This window comes from Paenibacillus sp. FSL R5-0908 (genome assembly GCF_038006245.1).
Classification (GTDB): Bacteria; Bacillota; Bacilli; order Paenibacillales; family Paenibacillaceae; genus Paenibacillus_AQ; species Paenibacillus_AQ odorifer.
Genome location: NZ_JBBOUV010000001.1, coordinates 1,750,937 through 1,769,598, shown reverse-complemented (window position 1 = coordinate 1,769,598; position 18,662 = coordinate 1,750,937). Strand labels below are relative to the sequence as shown.

Here is an 18,662-nt window from a genome sequence, read left to right as displayed (position 1 = left end):
ACAAAATAATCATGATATGGTGACCATTGTTCACGCTTTAAGGAATAAGTTCCAACGGGGCTACACGTCCGTAAGAAACTTTAGGAAGTTCATCTTTTGCCGCCCAACGAATGCTGTTACTAATGACTTGAAGTACCTCAGGCTGGTGGTATACCGGGAAAGTCTCATGCCCTGGTCTGAAGTAAAAGATATTGCCTTGTCCTCGCTTGTAGCAGCATCCGCTACGGAACACCTCTCCACCTTCGAACCAGGAAATAAAAATAAGCTCATCCGGCGCCGGAATCTCAAAACGTTCACCATACATTTCTTCCTTGTTAATTTCAATATACTCTCCAAGGCCCTTGGCAATCGGGTGTCCCGGCTCAATGACCCAGATTCGCTCCTTCTCACCTTCATCACGCCATTTCAGAGCACCAGTATTGGTACCCATTAAAGATTGAAATATTTTGGAGTTATGTCCAGAGTGGAGAACGATTAATCCCATGCCATTTAGCACCTTTTGACGTACCTTTTCCACAATTTCGTCACTAACCTCATCATGGGCTAAATGCCCCCACCATAACAATACATCTGTTTGTTCTAGCACCTCATCAGTTAATCCGTGTTCGGGATCATCCAGAACCGCTGTTTTTGCTTCCATATCTTCTTGTGTGTTCAAATAGTTGGCAAGTGCCATATGAATACCATCTGGATATATAGCTTTAACTTCTTCGTTGTGTCTTTCATGGCGGTACTCGTTCCATACTGTAATTTTGATTTTAGACATGATATGCCCTCCCCGTTATATTGAAATCCACCGTTGTTCAGTTAATGAGACAATAATTGAATCAATGGCATGTTGGTTTATATATCCGTCTTCCATATTGGCGTCGCATCCGTCGCCCTGTCCATTAACCAGATTAATAAAAGATGTCATTTGATCCACATGAAATTCTTCAGGAATATCTACTTTTATGAAGACCTCGCCGCCATCCTCAGAAGACTTAACATATAGTACATCCTCTTCTTCCAGGTTATAAAGAATCGCTCCCCGATCGCCGAAAATTTCCACTTGCTGAAAGTTTCCCCGCCCGAATGCGAATCTCGAAATGGCCATCGTGGACGAGGCTCCCCCTTCAAGCCGAGCCAGCACATGACAGAAATCATCAACATCCACCTCGCCCATGCCATCGTCTTCAAGTAGGGTGCGATCCTTGATAATCGTATCGGCATCTGCCATCACCCGTTCTACATTGCCCACAAGAAAACGTTGAAGGTCGAGCAAATGCGAACCTAAATCTCCAAGCGCGCCTGAACCGGACAGCTTCTTTCTGAATCTCCAGACTAGCGGAAGCCGCTCGTTAAGCCCCCAGCCTTGTAAATACTGACCGTAGACATGCTTGATCTCTCCTATTTTGCCCTGATTGATTAACCATTTCGCATATCTTACTGCCGATTTGTACCGATAACTGAAACAAATCATATGCGGTAGATGAGCCTCAGCCAGCAGATCACGCAACGCGGCAGCTTCCTGTACATCGAGAGTCACCGGCTTCTCTAGGGCAAACGGCTTACGATGCTTGATTGCCTCACAGGCTATTTCAAAATGGTTATAATTCGGCGTAGCGATCGTCACTGCTTCAAGTTCTGGGTCCGATAACATTTCTTTGTAATTCAAATATCTTCGCGCTTCCGGGATATTAAATTGTTCTCCCCTTCTCGCTAGTACCTCTTCCTTGCAATCACAAATCGCCCATAGGATCGCCTCTTCATTCGCCAACAGACCGGAAATATGCATGTCTGCTATTCCACCTAAACCAATTACACCAATTTTCAGCTTTGCCAATTTCACCACCCTATCCTTTCTCAAAAAAAATCTTCCACCTCTGTTTCATGCTATTAACGAAATTCTTCTATATATAGAAGAATTTAATTATGAAGACAGCAATACCAAAAACCTAAACCGGGCAAGTTAACCTACGCGAGTTTGACAGCAAATGCCTCATAAGGCTGTAATTGTAGTTGCTTAAATTCCACGTTATCTCTAGAATAATTGCAAATAATCATTTCTTTGACCGGCCCCAGCTCTGGTAATTCCAGCTTCGTTATTTCTCCACTAAAATTGGCCGCTATTAACCAGGTCTGTTCTTCATACCTGCGGAGATACATAAATACTTGATCCGGCACGCCCGCCACTAGTTCAAAGTCACCCCATACAACGATTGGGTTATTCTTCCTTAGTTCAATCAATTTACGGTAGCAGTGAAAAACTGAATCTGGATTCTTCAGATTTGCTTCCATATTAATTTCCGTATAATTCGGATTCACATGTAACCATGGCTCTCCTGTTGTAAATCCTCCGTTAGGACTACAATCCCACTGAATCGGGGTTCGGCCATTATCTCTTCCCTTCACATTAATGGAATTAATAATATCTTCTTTGCTGTACCCTTGGGCAATCCGTTCATGGTACATATTAATGGTCTCAATATCTTGCGCTTCGCTGATATCCTGAATCGGATAATTGGTCATCCCGAGCTCTTCACCTTGATAAATGTAAGGTGTACCCTTCATCAAATGTAGAAGAATCGCGAACATCTTTGCGCTCTCTACTCGATATTGCTTGTCGTCTCCCCAACGGGACACAATTCTCGGCAAATCATGATTGTTCCAGAACAGACTGTTCCAGCCCTCGTTTCCCAATTCAGTTTGCCATTTCGCCAGTACCCGTTTTAATTCGCTTACAGCTAAGGGCTTTAGATCCCACTTTTCTCCCCAATCCTGCTGATCCAGACCAATATGTTCAAATTGGAATACCATCGACAGCTCTTTACGGTCCGGATTGGAGTATAGCTTCGCCACTTCTGGAGTCGCTCCCCAAGTCTCTCCTACAGTCAGAACATCATGCTTTCCGAATGTCTCCCGGTTCATTTCTTGTAGATATTCATGAAGCTTCGGACCATTTCCTGTAATTTCCTGATCCGGTATTTTCCCGACCAGATCAATCACATCCATGCGGAATCCGCCAACGCCTTTATCCAGCCAGAAATTCATCATGTCCCATACCTCTTGCCGGACTTTACTGTTCTCCCAGTTCAAATCAGGCTGTCTGCGGCTGAACAAGTGCAAATAATATTGACCGCTCGCTTCGTCGAATTCCCAAGCTGATCCGCTAAATGTCGAACGCAGGGAATTGGGAACGCCGCCATCTACAGGATCCCGCCAGATATAATAATCTCTATAGGGATTGTCCTTTCCCTTACTTGCTTCAACGAACCAGGGATGCTCATCGGAGGTGTGATTAACAACCAAATCCATAATAATTCGAATGTTATGTAGCTTGGCTCTTTCGATTAAATCATCCATATCCTCCATGGTTCCGAATTCGGTCATAATATCCTGGTAGTCGCTGATATCATAGCCGTTATCGTCATTGGGTGATTTGTATACAGGACTAAGCCATATTGCAGTTATGCCGAGTTGCTTGAGATAGTCAAGTCTGTTGATAATTCCCCTGAGATCGCCGATTCCATCCCCGTTCGTGTCTTGAAAACTTCTAGGATAAATCTGATATATAACAGCTGTCTGCCACCATCTTGTATTATTCATATCACGCACTCCTATTCGCTTAATTTCACTACAACCATGGACCAAACCTCCAGAGACGGTAGAGTAAATCTGGCAGCTAGCCCTTGTCCATGAGGTACAATTTCATAATCCAAAAAACATACTTCTTGGTTATGATCATCAGGGCTGGCTGTGAAGATGCACTCAATCGGCTGTTCAATCAGCAATGTGCAGACAACTCCATCTTGAGTTTCAGGACGCTTTTTCTTGCCATGCTCCCAATAATCATCCTCAATGCCAACAAGGTTAATTAGCTGTAAGATGTGATAACCTTGCATCCGTTTAATGATGGTCCATACGGAGCCAATATCTCCATTCGGTGCAAATGGCACTCTGCCTTCGAAGGTGATTTCGGTATTAACCCCTGCTGTATAGGTGTAAGACACATCTTCCAATTGCGTATTGTGTATCAAAGTACCAAACCGCACTATGAAATCATAGTAGCGTCTCACCTCAACGACAAATTCAGGCCGCATCACTGCATAATCGGGATAGTAAGGCATCGTCAGCATTCCATTATCCTCACCTAATAAGAGATGATATCCACCACTAGCAAATATAGATGCCATCGTTAGTAGCGCCCCGTTCTCAGCCCATTCCTTGTCATGTCCAGCTTTCGGGTAAAAAGAGGGAAGATAAGCGGAGAGGATAATCGGCTTGTCTTTATCCAATGATCTTGCATTATCGATAAGTCCTTTAAGCTCACGCAATCGGACTATTGGCGGCCATACTTCAATATAAAGTGCTTCCTGATCTGAAGATGCCGTTTTGCTAATGGGGTAATTACCCACATTATTGAATATGACCCCAGCCTCTGCTTTTATTTCCTTCACTGCCGCGCTGGTTCGATCAATAAGCGCCGGATAACATTCCGCCAGATCAACCAATTCTTCCCTTCCTTCGACCCTACGTATCCCTTTCTTTGGAAAACCGTATTGATCCATATGAATTCCATCAAATCCTACCTTTACTGCTTGACGGAATTGTTCAACAATATGATCAGTCCAAGGGGACCCTGGTGTAATGTCCATAATATAAAATAAGTCTATTAATTGAAACGGCTCACCTTGGCGATTATAAAGCCCCCATTCCGGCCGTGCTTGTAAAAAGTCCTTAAGGCTCGCGTATACAGCCCCATAGGCCAAGGCCGCCATCCCTTTATCGTGCAAGGCTGCCAATTTTTCACGAACAACTTTATAGGACATCATTCGACCCATCGGATCGAGAAATTCATCTTGATGCGGTACAAGATCATCATGTCGGTACATCCAATCATAGAACTGTATAACATTCAAATGGAATTTGTTCATACTTTCGACGTCACGTAATTCTTCGGATTCTTCCTTGCGAAAATCGCTTAAGAATCCATACCGAGGCGCCCGACTCCAATGATCGGCAATATCGTACGAAGTATAAGCTGTTGACACTGCAAATTTATCGTAAAAAACTGTAGCCTTGACCCCGTACCCAGCCCACTCGGTATCTTCAGTGAACAGGGGAATGCGCGCAATTTGTCTCAATCCTTTTTCCAGGCTGATCTCAAATGTTTCTTCAGCAACCTGCTTTTCTAATTTGTAGAACTCAACAACCAGTTCCAGAACCCTATCCTCTTGGGTCTCCAGCTCGACTATAATACTGCCTGCTTGGCCGGATTTGTACTGGGCTTGATCGGGATACATATCTATATAAGTCAGCATCGAATATTCCATATGAATACTCCACTCCTCTTCGCTGTATGATCCATTACAATCAAAAGGGGCATAACTAACGCATTATGCCCCTTTTGTCCGTCAGATCCGTTTAACAAATGAAATTATTGATCACACTCTGCTTATTTCTTGCCGTTTTCAGCCAGCCAAGCATCCAACTGCTTTTGCGCTTCCGCAATTACTTTGTCTGATCCCGCTGCTTTTTGTTTTTCCAGCATCTTAGGAAGAGCTTCTTCCGGATCGAGTTGGCCGGACTTCAACCCGTCAACAAAGGTTTTATTTGCGTTGTCGATCGAGATTAGTTCATTTTTGACCGGCTCCGGATCAAAGATAAATCCAAAAATCCGCGAAGGGTTTGCGGTAATCTGTTCGTTGAATTTCTCATAGTTCTGGTATTTATTCGGGTCTTCGCCTACACGTGTATAGTTAAGCATTTGATTGCCCACTTGCCACATAATATCATGGTAGTAGCCGACATTTTCTGTAGTTTTGCCTTCCGGCAGCGCAATTTGTCCGTCTTTAAGCACATAATGTGTTCCTTCAATACCAAAGTTGAAAAGGGTCAGAAGCTCCTTGTCCTTATAGAAAAGATTAAGCAGCATCATGGCGCGTTCCGGATCTTCAGAGCTTTTTGAAATCGCATACATGGTTGCCGTCATTTTTCCGGTCTGCAGACGGTCAATATTGAGCGGAATCTGCAGCATCTCGCGGCCCGCTTTAATCGAACCATTCGGTGAAACGGCAGCTTTGCCAATCTCCATATCAGCGATAATATCCATGTCAGTAACAAATGCAAATCCTTTACCTGCTTGAATTTTTTTCCAGGCATCCAGACCTGGTGTCAGTGCGTCCTTGTTAATATACCCCGCCTTGTACCATTTGTTGGTCAGCTTGGCAAGCTCCATATAACGTGGAGTAGTGAACGAGTTGATTACAGTATAGTCATCTTTTGCTGTTCCCACGGTGTTAATAACCGCAATGCTTGCAATGGAATCTAGATTCGTAGATGAATAGTAAGCTTCAAGCGGGAAGCTTGGCGCTACCAAGGGCGTAATCCCCGGTTCGTTCTCCTTGATTGTCTGCAGCATCGGTTCCAGATCTTCGACCTTTCCGGACTTCAAGACACTGAGATCAAAGTTGTATTTGTCCACCAACTCTTTGTTCAAATAAACCCCTTGTGTGCCGCCCAGCTCTTGGTGGGTATGGATACCGTACAGCTTGCCGCCGCGTTTAGCCGGATCATGATAATCCTTCTCAACAGCTTCGATATCCGGGCCGTATTTGGCGAGCAAATCATCAAGCGGCAGCAAGCCGCCCTTTGTCACCTGTTGCTGGAATCCGAGCCAATCCGCTGTAAACAGCAGATCCATTTTATCTCCGGAGGCCATCATCAGGTTTGTTTTATCGCTCCATGCGCCCCAGTCGATGGGATTCAATTTGACCGTCATGTTCATTTCCGGATATGTTTTTTTCAGATAATCATTCATTGCATCCTGTACCAGCTGATTGTCATTCTGAGGCGCATCGGGGAATACCATTACGACTTCGTAAGGCTTCAATTCGGAGCTGGCCGTCCCCTCCGGCTGAGCTGTGCCCGCCGGAGAATTCGCAGCATTATTTCCGCCACAGCCGGTTGCCACAACTGAAGTCAGCACCAACGATGTCAGTACAACAGAACTCTTTTTCAACCACTTCATAAATAGTAGACCTCCCTGGAATACTTCTGTTTTTCTTTAAATCCTTTACTTGCATATACTAATCCAGCATTATGCTGGGATCAGCCTTTCACAGCGCCTACGGTAAGACCTTTTACGAAATACTTCTGCAGGAAAGGGAATACCAGCACCAACGGTCCGATTGCAATCATCGCCATCGCCATCCGAATGGATTCCAGCGGTGTTGTGACCTGTGCGGTGGAACTATAAGCCTTATTCGCAATCGTCTGCAGGAACGAAGCGTTCATTAAGGTTTTGGTCAATAGATATTGCAGAGAGAACAGTTTCTCATTCTGGATGAAGACCAGGCTTGTAAACCAGTCGTTCCAGTAGGATACGGTGGTGAATAGTCCAATTGTAGCCATTACAGGCAAGGACAGCGGCAGAATAATGCTGAAGTATGTCCGGAATTCACCTGCACCATCTATCTGGGAAGAATCAATCAGTGAAGGCGGTATACTGTTCGTGAAGAATGTCCGCATGATGATAACGTTGAAGCCGCCGATCAAACCCGGAATAATAAGGGCCATCAACGTATCCTGAACATGCAAGAACCGGGTGTAGATAAGATACCAGGGCAGCAAGCCTCCCGAGAACAACATCGTAATCAGGATGTAGAAGCTCAGCGCCCCCCTGAGCGGAAACTCTTTCCGCGACAGCGCATAGGCCATTGCCGAAGTCACAAACAAACTGATGACAACACCAATCAACGTTACCGAGGCAGAAACGCCATAAGCCCGCAATATTTTTTCGGCATCTTCAAACAAATACTGATAAGCGACAAGACTGAATTTGCCGGGCCAGAAGCTGTATCCATTAACAGTTACCCAGTCTTCATCAGCAACCGAGATCATGAATACAAGCCAAAACGGGATCAAGCAGGCAAGGCTAAACAAAGACAGGAAAATAATGATAAAGGGATTAGTTCGTTTTTTTTCCATGGTTTTCTCCTTTTAGAACAAAGCATTTTCTTTGCTGAATTTACGGACAATCAGGTTGACGGTAATGACAAGTGTAAAACCAACAACAGACTGCAGCAGCCCTGCCGAGGAGGCGAGTCCCGTATCGCCGGTAACCATTAACGCCCTGTATACATAGGTATCGATAACATCAGTTGTCTCTTTGATCATCCCGGATGCCATGGTTGCCTGATAGAACAGACCGAAATCGGCGTTGAAAATCCGGCCAATCGCCAGCAATGTCATGATGATAATGATCGGAGCAATCAGCGGAATCGTAATTTTCGTCATTTGCTTCCAGCGGCTGGCTCCATCAATGACGGCTGCTTCATAATATTCAGAGTCTATCCCGACAATGGCTGCGAGGTAAACTACGGCCGAGTAGCCCACACCCTTCCAGGTGTTGACAATGGTCAAAATATAAGGCCAATGCTGCGCTTCCGCATACCAGTTTCTAGGATCTATCCCGAAGGGCTCCAGAATAAATTTATTGATGAACCCCAGTTCCGGATTTAAAAATCCATAAACGATGTAGCCGACAATGACCATGGAAATAAAGTTAGGCAGGATCACTGTGCTCTGAAAGAATTTGGAGGCAAATTTATTCTTGACCTCGTTGAGGAGAAGGGCCAGCATCACTGCCAATATCGTATTGATAAGCAAAAAGCTAATGTTGTACAGCAATGTATTCCTAATGATCAGCCAAGCATCGTTTGAAGCAAACAGAAACTTAAAGTTGTCCAGTCCGATCCATTTGCTTCCCCATATCCCTGCCGTATAATTCAAGTCCTTGAAAGCCAAGAAAATACCGAACATGGGCAGATAGTTATTGATCAGCATCAACAGCACACCTGGCAGTGCCAGAACGATCAAGGCTCTGTACTTCCATATGGTTTTCCATTTTAATTTGCGCTGCGAGATGCCAGATTGTGTCAGTGTTGCTTTTTCCGAAGCCATAGTTCCACACCTTCTTATTGGGTTATGGCTTTATTATAAGGAGATGCCAACAACTGCTCTGCCGTTTTTATAACCTCAGTCTAATCGTTTTGTGACTTTGCGATATTCCTGAGGATTGACGTCGAACTGCTTGCGGAACATTTTGGTGAAATGTGAAAAATTACTGTATCCTACCTGCTGCGCTATCGCGCTTACCGACATATCCGTGGTATCCAAGAGCTCGCGTGTGCGGTTCATCTTCACTGAGATCAGGAAATCAATGAGGTTCTGGCCGGTCTCTTTTTTGAACAGTCTGGAGAGATACGCCGGGTTCAATCCAACATAATCAGCGACGCTGACCCTGGAGATCTCTTCCTCTATATTCTGCTGGATGTAGCGAATGGACCGCTCAATTACACCGCCCTTTTCCTGCCGCTCGAATTCCGCCTCCATGACCGCCGATACAATCCCTTCTGCCCAATGCCTGTACTGAAGCAGTCCCCGTATGCGGGCGGTTGTCCAGTCTGTAAACAGGACTATGCTTCCCGCATTGATTCCTCTTACCTGCAAGAAGTGATATATAATCTGCAAGGTATCCTGATGCAAGGCGTCTAGATTTCTTCCCTGAAAGCAAGGATTGGCTTCCAGCTTCTCTGTCAGATTATGAATAAACTGCACAGCGGACTCACGCTTGCCATTCAGCATATAAGAGATCAAATCATTGAGCAGGATATCATCCGAATTAGGTGATAATAACATCTGGTCCTGTGGCATGTATAAAAGCACCGATTGTGTGCGAGAAATATTGTCACGCTCCATGATTTTTAAGCTTTCGCACATTCCCGGCAGCTCTTGAAGGGGTTTGAATGAGCCGACATAGCAGGTTACGATGCTGTAAAACAGCTCCCGGCAAGCTTTGATAAAACGTTTACCTATGTCCGTGAGCTGCTGAATTCTGAGCTTCCTAGTCGCCTGTTCTCCCATCGCGTCTTTGGCATACAGCAGAATGAACAAAACCCCATTTTTGTCTGTGATGGCCTCCCCTTGATGCTCTTCTGTAAAAAATTCCTCCGCAGCTTTCTTCACGGCATATTCCATGATTTCCTGATCCCGCGGACTGAGCGGTTTAGACCACTCCTCAATACTGATCAGAATAGGAAGCACCAGATCGTCAGAATTTAACCCCACGCCAGCCTCCGCCAGCTCCCGGTCAACAAAATCCCCAAAAGACAGGATACTGCGGGACAACAAATCCTGCCAGAAACGTTCCACACGCTTCGGCTTTTCTTTTTGCCATAAATTTAGATACTTATGATACATTTGGTTGTATGACGCATACTCTTCCTTCTCACGGTTGGCTGCTATCATACCTGATACGACAGACAACAGCTCATCTGTGTCAACAGGCTTCAGCAAATAATCAAAACTCCCGAGGTTAACGGCTTTCTTGGCGTAGGAAAATTCGGAATGACAGGTCAGAAATATCGATTCCGTCCAGGGAGAATATTCCCTCACCCAGCCAACCAGTGAAAGCCCATCTTCATCCGGCATTTCAATATCGCAAATCAGCAATTCTATTCTGTGTTCATTCATAATCTCCCTGGCCTTGTCGGCTCTATTCGCCGTCAAGACCTCTTCAATCCCATACGCTTTCCATTCGCAGCAGTAGAGAAGCCCCTCCACAGCGAACTGTTCATCATCTACAATCAATAAACGCATCTCTCATCATTCTCCTTCCATATATTCAATGGGCAGGCTAAGCCGCACACGGAATCCGGACGGCTCATTTTCGCTGAAGTGAATGTTGGCTTTGCCCTGATAGCGCATAGCCAATCTTTGTTTCACATTCCAGATACCAATGTGGCCGTCATCAGTTTCTGGCCTATAATCAGGTGAATTCAGCTCTTGTAGTTTTTGTTGAGTACTACCTCTTCCGTTATCCGAGATTTCAATAATCATTGTATCGGTGTTCTCTTCTGACTTGACTGCACAAATTTCCAGATAGAATGTTTCTGCTTTCAAACTTATGCCATGAAGCATGGCATTTTCTACAAAGGGCTGTACAATCAAGGACGGTATAGAAGCGAGGATGATGTCTTCATCTATTGTGATTTGAAAATCAAAAGACTGCTGGTATCGCATCTTTTGAATTTCAAGATAATTGCGGAGATGATCAAACTCCTGTTCCAAAGTAATGCTGTTATCCTTTACCTGAAGCATGAATCTGAAATACTGCACCAGATGCCGTACTGTCTTTTTTACTAATTCAAAGCGTTTCAGATCGGCGAGTTGGAAAATGATATTGAGCGTATTTAGAAAAAAGTGAGGATTAATTTGCATTTGCAAATGCTTCATTTCCGCTTTTTGAGCATTTAGCCGTTCCTCATACACGTCAATTTTCAGATTTTGTATTTCTACAACCATGGTATTGAAGGCCTGATTCAGCGCTTGAAACTCTAACAAGTTAGAAGAAGGAAGCTGGGCTTCCATAGACCCTTTTCTGATGCGGTGAATGCCGCCCAACAAATCCAGAATCGGACGAATGACTATACGGCGAAAATAATATAAGTAAACCAGTAAAATGATCAAAATAAAGAAGGGCAGTACATTAATAATCATTTGGAATGTATTCAAGCCCTGGAGTAGCTCGGAATCGGGGATTACCACAGATAAATTGATCCCCAGGGTGGATGACTGGCTAGACACAACTAACCATTTCCGGCCATCATGCATATAAGAAAATGAAGAATTCTGATTCATCTTCTCGTGTGGCAGCTTGAAGTCGTAGCCCATCGATTTCGAAGAACTGGTTAAGATATTTCCTTCATTATCCACAATAAGCACATCACCGCCTGATTGCAGGTTCAGATTGCCCAGCGGTGAACGCATAGAATCGATTCGGATGAGCGCGCCGATATAACTGGGATTGCTCAGGTTATTACCGACTGTCCGGTTTATATAGTAATCCCCGGCTATATTAACTATTGTCCATTTGTACCGGAGTGGTTCCATTTTATCTTCATTGTGAACCTTGCCCGTGATCCAGGCTCTGATTTCATCCATATATTCCTCCGTGTTCCCTAATACATTGGATAATGTCAACATATCATTGACGCCGGAGTACAGATAGAACATATCCACGCTATGATAATAGGCCTGATAAGCTTGATTTCTTTGCATAATTCCCATACGGGCAAAATAATAATCGGAATCTTTCAGCCCCGGACGGTTGAATTGAAGGAAATTATCGTCATGATCAACAATATCTACCAGATTAATAGTTATATCCTCGAGACTTCTCTCCATCATTTTCAGATTTGAGTTGACCAAATTCTGATAGGATCTGGATACCTGAGCCAATACATTTTCCTTGGCATAGTATCCCCCTGCAAAAAGAACGGAAAGAAGCGGAATCGTTATAGCAGCAAACAGTTGAATAAGCCTTACACCGAGCGAATTTTTCTTATTTTTCATAATTCGTCCTTTCCGTTTGTTTGTTCCACAACAAAAAGAAAGGGCCACTATTGTGACCCCGACAGATTTGTTCCTTCTTCCTTCTGTTGTCACTCCCCGGTAATCCCTGTCTTGTCAATGCTCTCTACAAACCATCTTTGTACAACCAGATACAAGGTAACAAGCGGGATAATGGATAATAACGTTCCCGCAAAGGCCTTCGCCTCGGTAAAATTCAAATTCGGATTCTGGTTGAAGTCCCCGCTTTGGCTGGCTTTGACCGCAGCGCCGTAAGAGTTCTGCAGATCTCCGAGCAGCATCGGAACGGTCCGGATTTTGCCGTCCAGGTAGAACGAAGTCAGAAAGGTCTCATTCCAATAGAGCGAGAAGGCATAGACGCCTACGATGATAAACGCCGGACCCGCCATAGGAATGGCGATGCGCCAGAACGTTCTGAAAGCACCTGCTCCGTCGATAAATGCTGCCTCTTCCAGCGCCTTCGGAATCATTTTGAAGAACTGGAAGAAGATCAGAATAAACAAAGCCGCCTGCTCTCCCTGTCCGGTTAATGCCGGTACAATAAGCGCGCCCAGATTCCCCTTCAGACCGAGCTCCATAAAAACCTGAAACCGCGGAATAAAGAACAAAGTCTTCGGGACGATATAGGTGAACAGCAGCAGGAGCATAACGATATTTTTCCCTTTGAACTGGAAGCGCGCCAGTCCGTATCCCACTAAAGCGGAAGATATGATTACACTTATTGTCGAAGCGCCCGCCACCATAGTCGTTGTCAGGAAAGAGCCGGGCAGCTTCAATGCCTTCCAGGTCATTTCGTAATTGAACGTATACAGACTGCTCGGCAGCCATTTCACGGTGCTGTCCACCAAGTCTACATTTGACATGAAGCTGGCCGATAACATATAGAGCAGCGGATACAGGAATACAAATCCGAAGACAGTCAGAATTGTATAGGTTGCCGCCTTATACACGAACCCGTCGCTGATCTGCATACCGAACAGGAACTTCTTGAGCGGAGGCGTATGTCTTCCGATTTGCTGCTTCAGTTGCTTATACGGCTTGATCTGGACCTGTGGCTCGGTCATTTGGCCACCCCCTCTTTGGAATTTCTGCTGCGGGTCGCATAATACAGGATAAGTATCAGTGCGATTTGAACTAAGGAATACAGCAGGGATAGCGCGGAAGCATAGCCTTCACGTCTGGACCCGTCGAATTTGGACTCCATAATGATCGTATTGATCGGATTCAGATCAAAATTAGCCAAGAAAACCACCAGATAAATTACGCATATGCTTACCAGCGGATAGATAGTAGGCAAGGTAATTTTCCAGAAAGACGTCCACGGCGATGCGCCGTCAATGGATGCCGCTTCGTACATATCCTTGCTGATTTTTTGCAGCGCCGCCAGGAAAATAAGGATCGGCACTGCACTATACCACATCAGCTGCAGGATCAGCTCAAACAAATTCACAATCAGCAGCAAAGCTCCCTTAGAAGGAATAATCGTCCCGAGCGTCTCAAGGATGAAGTGATTGGCAGTGATGGACATGCCCCCATAGGTGCTCATATTCTCAATCAGTTTCCCGTTCAGGATAATAATCGGCAGGAAGAACATCAACCGGTAGAATGCCTTTCCCCTTATTTTCTGGTTAAGCAGCATCGCCACAATAATGGATAGAGCAATAATAACCGGGACATACACTAAAGTGCCGATAAAATAATTTTGTGCTTCAACGACAAAGTCTGGCTCCTCTAACAGGATTCGTTTGTAGTTCTCCATGCCCACCCAATTGTATCTCCAGCCGGACTTCGATCCGAAGGATACCTTGTAGAAGCTCATATAAATCGTTCTGTACAGCGGATAAGCGACAAAGGCTAGAAAACCGACAATCCAGGGACTGATAAAGAGAACGCCCATTAAACCTTGCTTGGTTTTTATGCTCAATTTCATAGGATCACGAACCCTTTTGATTTAATTCTAACGTCTTGATAGCGATACTCCATATCCTTGTAATTAATCACAATTTTGCGGCCATTGTCGTACTCTACGAGGACAACACCATCGTCAATAATCGTATGGTTGATCATTTCACTATCCAGTACATTATCTAAAGCTTCACTTATAACCGTATGGTAATTGTCAATACGTTGCTCCAGATCCTTCAGCTGCGAGACATAGACATCACTTGAACCCGTCCGTTTGATCTCGTACGTCGACTCGCCTGTCAGCACAAACGAAGGGAATACTCCGAATTCAATCAGCTTAAGAATGGCTTCCGTATCATTGGATGAGAAGTTCATATAAGGCGAATACATATCCACATAACCGCTCAGGACTAACGGCACCAATGGAACTGTAGCATCAATGAAAATCAGATTGGAGGATATGACCGGCGTGTCGTAATAAGCGCTGGCATATTTGAACAGATACGCATCAGGCAGATACAGGCCCGTTTTAATTCCGTTGTCGTTCAATTCCTTCAGAGTCTTTTCAGTGTACGCCATTCCCTCATTCGCATAACCGACTGTTCCATGATCATAGTGGGTAAACGGACTATTCCCGAATCCGTCCAGGGCCAGTTCACCGATCTGATTTTTCTTGAAAGCCTCCAGATCCCGTTCAGCGAGCAGGCTATAATACTTAGGGTTATTCAGATAATTGTACTCCGCCTTGTTTTCATTCAGCACATTCACATCCAGGCGGTTAAGTTTGCTCGCCGTATATTTCGTCTTCTCGTACCAGGATCTCGTGTAATCTACATAATGGCTGAACTTGATGTCATTCGCGGAGAAATAGTCTATGGCTTCTTTGAACGCCTTGCTTCCGCCAAGCTGATTCATCATGGTGAAACGGTAAGCCCACTCATCCTTGACGAACGTCTTGAATGAAACATTCAGCCCTGAATACCCCTTCTCCTTCAGTTCACTTACCAGCTCCTGCGCCTGTTTATAGGTTGTTGCCGGAACATTCTCCACGCCCAGTGTTCCCATCGCCACTTCATTATTGACGAAATCAATTTTCATCGGAACCTTGTCGTACCTTCCCTTGGCTTGTTTCAGCAGCCCGTCTTGCTGGACCAGGAAGTTGCGGAAGCCCTTGGCTACTCCGACATAGTTCGATTGGTTGCCCTCCAGAAAAACATAGCGCTGTACAAGATCAAACCGGTTCGGCTCTTCCTGAAAGCTGAGAACAGACTGATCCTGATTCGTCCGGCTCTGCACCTGCGCATACTGTGTACGATAGGTATAAGTGAAGTAGGACTGATAGAAATTCGTCTGCAAGTCACGGGATACATAATTATAATTGGCATACCCTGCACCACCCTCCGCAATTACAAGCAAGCCGGAGCGGCCTTCCTCATGAATAATGCCATAAATCGGCAGTGTTATCCGCTCAAGCGGCTTCACAACAGTTCGCCGGGGGGTGAACTCCGGAGTATCTTCATATCCCGGATCCGGACCATAGACAGGTGCCGAATAACCTGTCGCATATTTCGGAGTTTCTCTCAGCTTCACAATGGCTCCGGCCCCGTCAGGCAGGACGATATAACCGTTCTCTTTATGAGTAACGCTGCCAAAAAACGGATAAGGAATAATCTCGCTAAGCCGGATGTCGTTGTTTCCCGGCTTGCCAAGCTTGGGATTATACTCCTCGATACTGCTGCGCGGGACATGAATAATCAAATCCCCCTCCTGCAGCGCAACAACAAGGTCAAACTTGATCTTAGCCTTGGTAAAATCTATCGTTGCTGTAAAGCCCTCGTCCCTGTACTGGTAAGTCATCTTCGCATGATCTCCCAAAAGAGTTCTTCGGCCGGAGGTGAATTTGTTATACGTAACAATGGAGATGCCGGATTTAATATAGGCCGCAACCTCATTGCTGTACTTGTTCCCTTTCGTATCCGTACTGACATCATAAGAGAACCACGTGCTGCCATTGCACTTGTCCTTAATTGCTATGGCAGCCGTTTCTTCCTCCAGATAAAGCTCCAGCTTCTCGTTGCCGGCGACCTTTCTGAATGCAGCCGGAATTGGAGCGGTACTGCCGGCAGCAGCAGCGCCGCCTCCGCTATTGAAGCAAGTCTGCTGTGCATCGTTCACAATAATATCTTTATAATCATTCTGGGCGGCGGCTATACCGTATTTGACTTTCTGGCTGTCGCCAATTAAATAGTTTACACCGAGTGCCGCCGCAATCAGAAGAACAATTCCGTATTTCAACCATCTCTTTACCATTTTTTGCTCGCCTCCGTAACCACGTCGTGCCCGAAATCAAGTAATTGACTGCCCAGCGAATACAATACAAACAGGAACAATCCAATGATTAGCATTGTAAACGCACTCTTGAACACGACGTTAAACGTCTCTCCAACCTCATAGCTATGAATGTCTTTGATCATAAAAAACATCAAAAAGGCAATCCACAGCATCATGGCCTGAATCGGCAAATGATAGAAGACCGATTGTTCCAGCGTCAAGCCGTTGCTGAACACAACAAGCGGAGGCAACACAACAAGAATTGGACTCAGCGCGTACGCAGTGGCATTATAGACATCCCTGAATCTTCCTTCCCCATCGCTGATGGAGCAAATGAGATAATTGGAAATCATCCATAACACCGCAAGCCCCAAAATGATCCATAACTGATGAAGAAAGTACCCTTGTTTATCGACAAACAGACCGCTGGTGTAATCATGATGCAGAATGAATACGGCGAATACCAGCATATAGATCAGCGTTGCCGATTTTCCGGATACTCTGTTCTGGTATTTAATTTGGTAGAATCCATCCAGCGGATGCCTTAGAAAGGTGAAGATGAACATCAGATCGCTAATGACTTTGACCTTGCAGACAACCTTCAGCCGATCCTTAATCCGGGTCCAGTATTGATATTTCCGGCTCGCAAATTTATGGGCATATCCAATAATCAATAAACCGAGTAACAGCGCGAAAATAACATCCAGATGGTTCTGCAGCCAGGACTGGCGGATTTCCCAGAATGCTTCCGATACGCCTGACTTGTACTGGGCATCCTCGAATTCATCATAGGCCTCATCAGCTTCTCCAGCCCGCAGGTAAGCCTCACCCAGACCAATTCGCGCCTTGTCAAAGGTTGAATTGTATTTCAGCGTATATTCCCATAGCTCCTGACTCTTGCCGTACTCCCCGTTCTGATAGGCGTCCATCGCTTGATGAACCGCACTTGAGAATTCGGAAGAACGGTAGATTTGGAGCAATTTCATCCCTTGATCGACTACGATCAGTTCATCCGCCGAATTGGTGGCAATGCTTACTGGCCGGTTCAGAAGCCCAAGGCGGCTGGAGTTGAAATCCTTCCCTCCGAACATAAAGAGCAGGTTGCCATTGGCATCATATTCAAAGATCCAGCCGTCCGAGCTCACGGAATAGACAGTGTTATGATCTCCAACCCATACACTTTCCATGGAATAGGTCCCGACAATACCATCCGGATAATAATTCGTTCCCGAAACATTGAACTTCTTGATCGGACTCGATTCCACAGAGGATGTAACGGTGTAAATAAAGCCCTTCTTGTCAATCGCCAAATTGCTGGGCACATCGGGAAGAACCTTCTCCAGCTTGTCTTTCTGAGTCTTGGTCAGAAGACTGGACCGCAATTGATCAAGAAAAGGAACCTTTAACGGATTCCCGCCAAAGAAAGTGATAAATTCTCCGTCCCTGTTTAACATGATCAGACCGTTGACCGAGCCGGCGCTTCTTACGTATACATTACCTCTTATATCCACCGCGATATGGGTCGGGCTGAATTCGTAGCCTTCCGTAAAAATAGGCGAATCCGGCTTGCCGATCTCCCTCACAAGCGCATAAGAGGACTTGTCAAAGACATCAATCAGCCCTCCCCCGGCATCCACTACATAGATGGAATCCTTCGTTACAAAGGTGCTTTTGATCGCGGAGAATTTGTCGCTTGAGAGTTCCTTGTAAAAGCGTAATTTCCCGTCCAAAACAAACACCTTGTTCAACGCGCTGTCCGTAATATATACGTAGTCTTGCTCATCTACAAACACATGCTCGGGCGTATCCAGTCTTTGCCCGTTGATTTCTCCAATCTGCGTGACTGGCGTATAGGCGTCCTGCGTCCGGATCGTATACCCTTCACTGTCACTAGTGTAAGTGAAGTAGGGAGCATCCGAAGCCGCATAAGCCTGTGATGTACTGAGAAACACCATGATCAGCGCAACCGTCAACAACTTCAGCGATCTTTGCATTGTCCACTTTCCCAT

At 45.3% G+C, this 18,662-nt stretch carries 13 protein-coding genes; all 13 read right to left on the bottom strand.

The genetic code is table 11. The features are described from left to right. Nucleotides 1-37 precede the first annotated feature (37 nt). Complete coding sequence (locus tag MKZ09_RS07875) at nt 38-766, bottom strand: ThuA domain-containing protein (protein WP_042125259.1); 729 nt, start codon at nt 764-766, stop codon at nt 38-40. A gap of 15 nt (nt 767-781) precedes the next feature. After that, nucleotides 782-1,831: a Gfo/Idh/MocA family protein gene (locus MKZ09_RS07870; protein ID WP_256719303.1), complete on the bottom strand. Its 1,050-nt coding sequence runs from the start codon at nt 1,829-1,831 to the stop codon at nt 782-784. 125 nt (nt 1,832-1,956) lie between these two features. Continuing rightward, nucleotides 1,957-3,588, bottom strand: a complete 1,632-nt coding sequence (locus tag MKZ09_RS07865) for a glycoside hydrolase family 13 protein (RefSeq protein WP_076107171.1) — start codon at nt 3,586-3,588, stop codon at nt 1,957-1,959. 11 nt (nt 3,589-3,599) lie between these two features. Continuing rightward, nucleotides 3,600-5,315, bottom strand: a complete 1,716-nt coding sequence (locus MKZ09_RS07860; protein WP_081394392.1) for a glycoside hydrolase family 66 protein — start codon at nt 5,313-5,315, stop codon at nt 3,600-3,602. A 122-nt stretch (nt 5,316-5,437) separates the two neighbouring features. Further along, complete coding sequence (locus MKZ09_RS07855) at nt 5,438-7,012, bottom strand: ABC transporter substrate-binding protein (protein ID WP_042125256.1); 1,575 nt, start codon at nt 7,010-7,012, stop codon at nt 5,438-5,440. 80 nt (nt 7,013-7,092) lie between these two features. Continuing rightward, nucleotides 7,093-7,971, bottom strand: coding sequence for a carbohydrate ABC transporter permease (locus MKZ09_RS07850; RefSeq protein ID WP_042125254.1), 879 nt, complete (start codon nt 7,969-7,971; stop codon nt 7,093-7,095). A gap of 12 nt (nt 7,972-7,983) precedes the next feature. Next, nucleotides 7,984-8,946 (bottom strand): ABC transporter permease, encoded by a 963-nt coding sequence (locus MKZ09_RS07845; protein WP_076207802.1) that lies wholly within the window; start codon nt 8,944-8,946, stop codon nt 7,984-7,986. Between the two features lie 75 nt (nt 8,947-9,021). Then, on the bottom strand, nt 9,022-10,644 hold the full coding sequence (locus MKZ09_RS07840) for a response regulator transcription factor (protein WP_076099584.1): 1,623 nt from the start codon (nt 10,642-10,644) through the stop codon (nt 9,022-9,024). 6 nt (nt 10,645-10,650) lie between these two features. Then, nucleotides 10,651-12,399: a sensor histidine kinase gene (locus MKZ09_RS07835; RefSeq protein ID WP_076207805.1), complete on the bottom strand. Its 1,749-nt coding sequence runs from the start codon at nt 12,397-12,399 to the stop codon at nt 10,651-10,653. Between the two features lie 89 nt (nt 12,400-12,488). Further along, nucleotides 12,489-13,481, bottom strand: a complete 993-nt coding sequence (locus MKZ09_RS07830; protein ID WP_081394393.1) for a carbohydrate ABC transporter permease — start codon at nt 13,479-13,481, stop codon at nt 12,489-12,491. After that, nucleotides 13,478-14,347: a carbohydrate ABC transporter permease gene (locus MKZ09_RS07825; protein ID WP_076207807.1), complete on the bottom strand. Its 870-nt coding sequence runs from the start codon at nt 14,345-14,347 to the stop codon at nt 13,478-13,480. Before MKZ09_RS07825 ends, MKZ09_RS07830 begins: the two co-directional genes overlap by 4 nt. Then, nucleotides 14,344-16,632 carry a DUF5696 domain-containing protein gene (locus MKZ09_RS07820; protein ID WP_076207810.1) on the bottom strand — a complete coding sequence of 763 codons (2,289 nt, stop codon included), beginning with the start codon at nt 16,630-16,632 and terminating at the stop codon, nt 14,344-14,346. Before MKZ09_RS07820 ends, MKZ09_RS07825 begins: the two co-directional genes overlap by 4 nt. Then, nucleotides 16,626-18,662: a YIP1 family protein gene (locus tag MKZ09_RS07815; protein WP_076207813.1), complete on the bottom strand. Its 2,037-nt coding sequence runs from the start codon at nt 18,660-18,662 to the stop codon at nt 16,626-16,628. Before MKZ09_RS07815 ends, MKZ09_RS07820 begins: the two co-directional genes overlap by 7 nt.

Bases quoted from the DNA above. Each gene is read 5' to 3' on its own strand.
- MKZ09_RS07875 (WP_042125259.1), bottom strand. From the start codon at position 766: ATGTCTAAAATCAAAATTACAGTATGGAACGAGTACCGCCATGAAAGA.
- MKZ09_RS07865 (WP_076107171.1), bottom strand. From the start codon at position 3,588: ATGAATAATACAAGATGGTGGCAGACAGCTGTTATATATCAGATTTAT.
- MKZ09_RS07860 (WP_081394392.1), bottom strand. From the start codon at position 5,315: ATGGAATATTCGATGCTGACTTATATAGATATGTATCCCGATCAAGCC.
- MKZ09_RS07855 (WP_042125256.1), bottom strand. From the start codon at position 7,012: ATGAAGTGGTTGAAAAAGAGTTCTGTTGTACTGACATCGTTGGTGCTG.
- MKZ09_RS07850 (WP_042125254.1), bottom strand. From the start codon at position 7,971: ATGGAAAAAAAACGAACTAATCCCTTTATCATTATTTTCCTGTCTTTG.
- MKZ09_RS07845 (WP_076207802.1), bottom strand. From the start codon at position 8,946: ATGGCTTCGGAAAAAGCAACACTGACACAATCTGGCATCTCGCAGCGC.
- MKZ09_RS07840 (WP_076099584.1), bottom strand. From the start codon at position 10,644: ATGCGTTTATTGATTGTAGATGATGAACAGTTCGCTGTGGAGGGGCTT.
- MKZ09_RS07835 (WP_076207805.1), bottom strand. From the start codon at position 12,399: ATGAAAAATAAGAAAAATTCGCTCGGTGTAAGGCTTATTCAACTGTTT.
- MKZ09_RS07830 (WP_081394393.1), bottom strand. From the start codon at position 13,481: ATGACCGAGCCACAGGTCCAGATCAAGCCGTATAAGCAACTGAAGCAG.
- MKZ09_RS07825 (WP_076207807.1), bottom strand. From the start codon at position 14,347: ATGAAATTGAGCATAAAAACCAAGCAAGGTTTAATGGGCGTTCTCTTT.
- MKZ09_RS07820 (WP_076207810.1), bottom strand. From the start codon at position 16,632: ATGGTAAAGAGATGGTTGAAATACGGAATTGTTCTTCTGATTGCGGCG.
- MKZ09_RS07815 (WP_076207813.1), bottom strand. From the start codon at position 18,662: ATGGGAAAGTGGACAATGCAAAGATCGCTGAAGTTGTTGACGGTTGCG.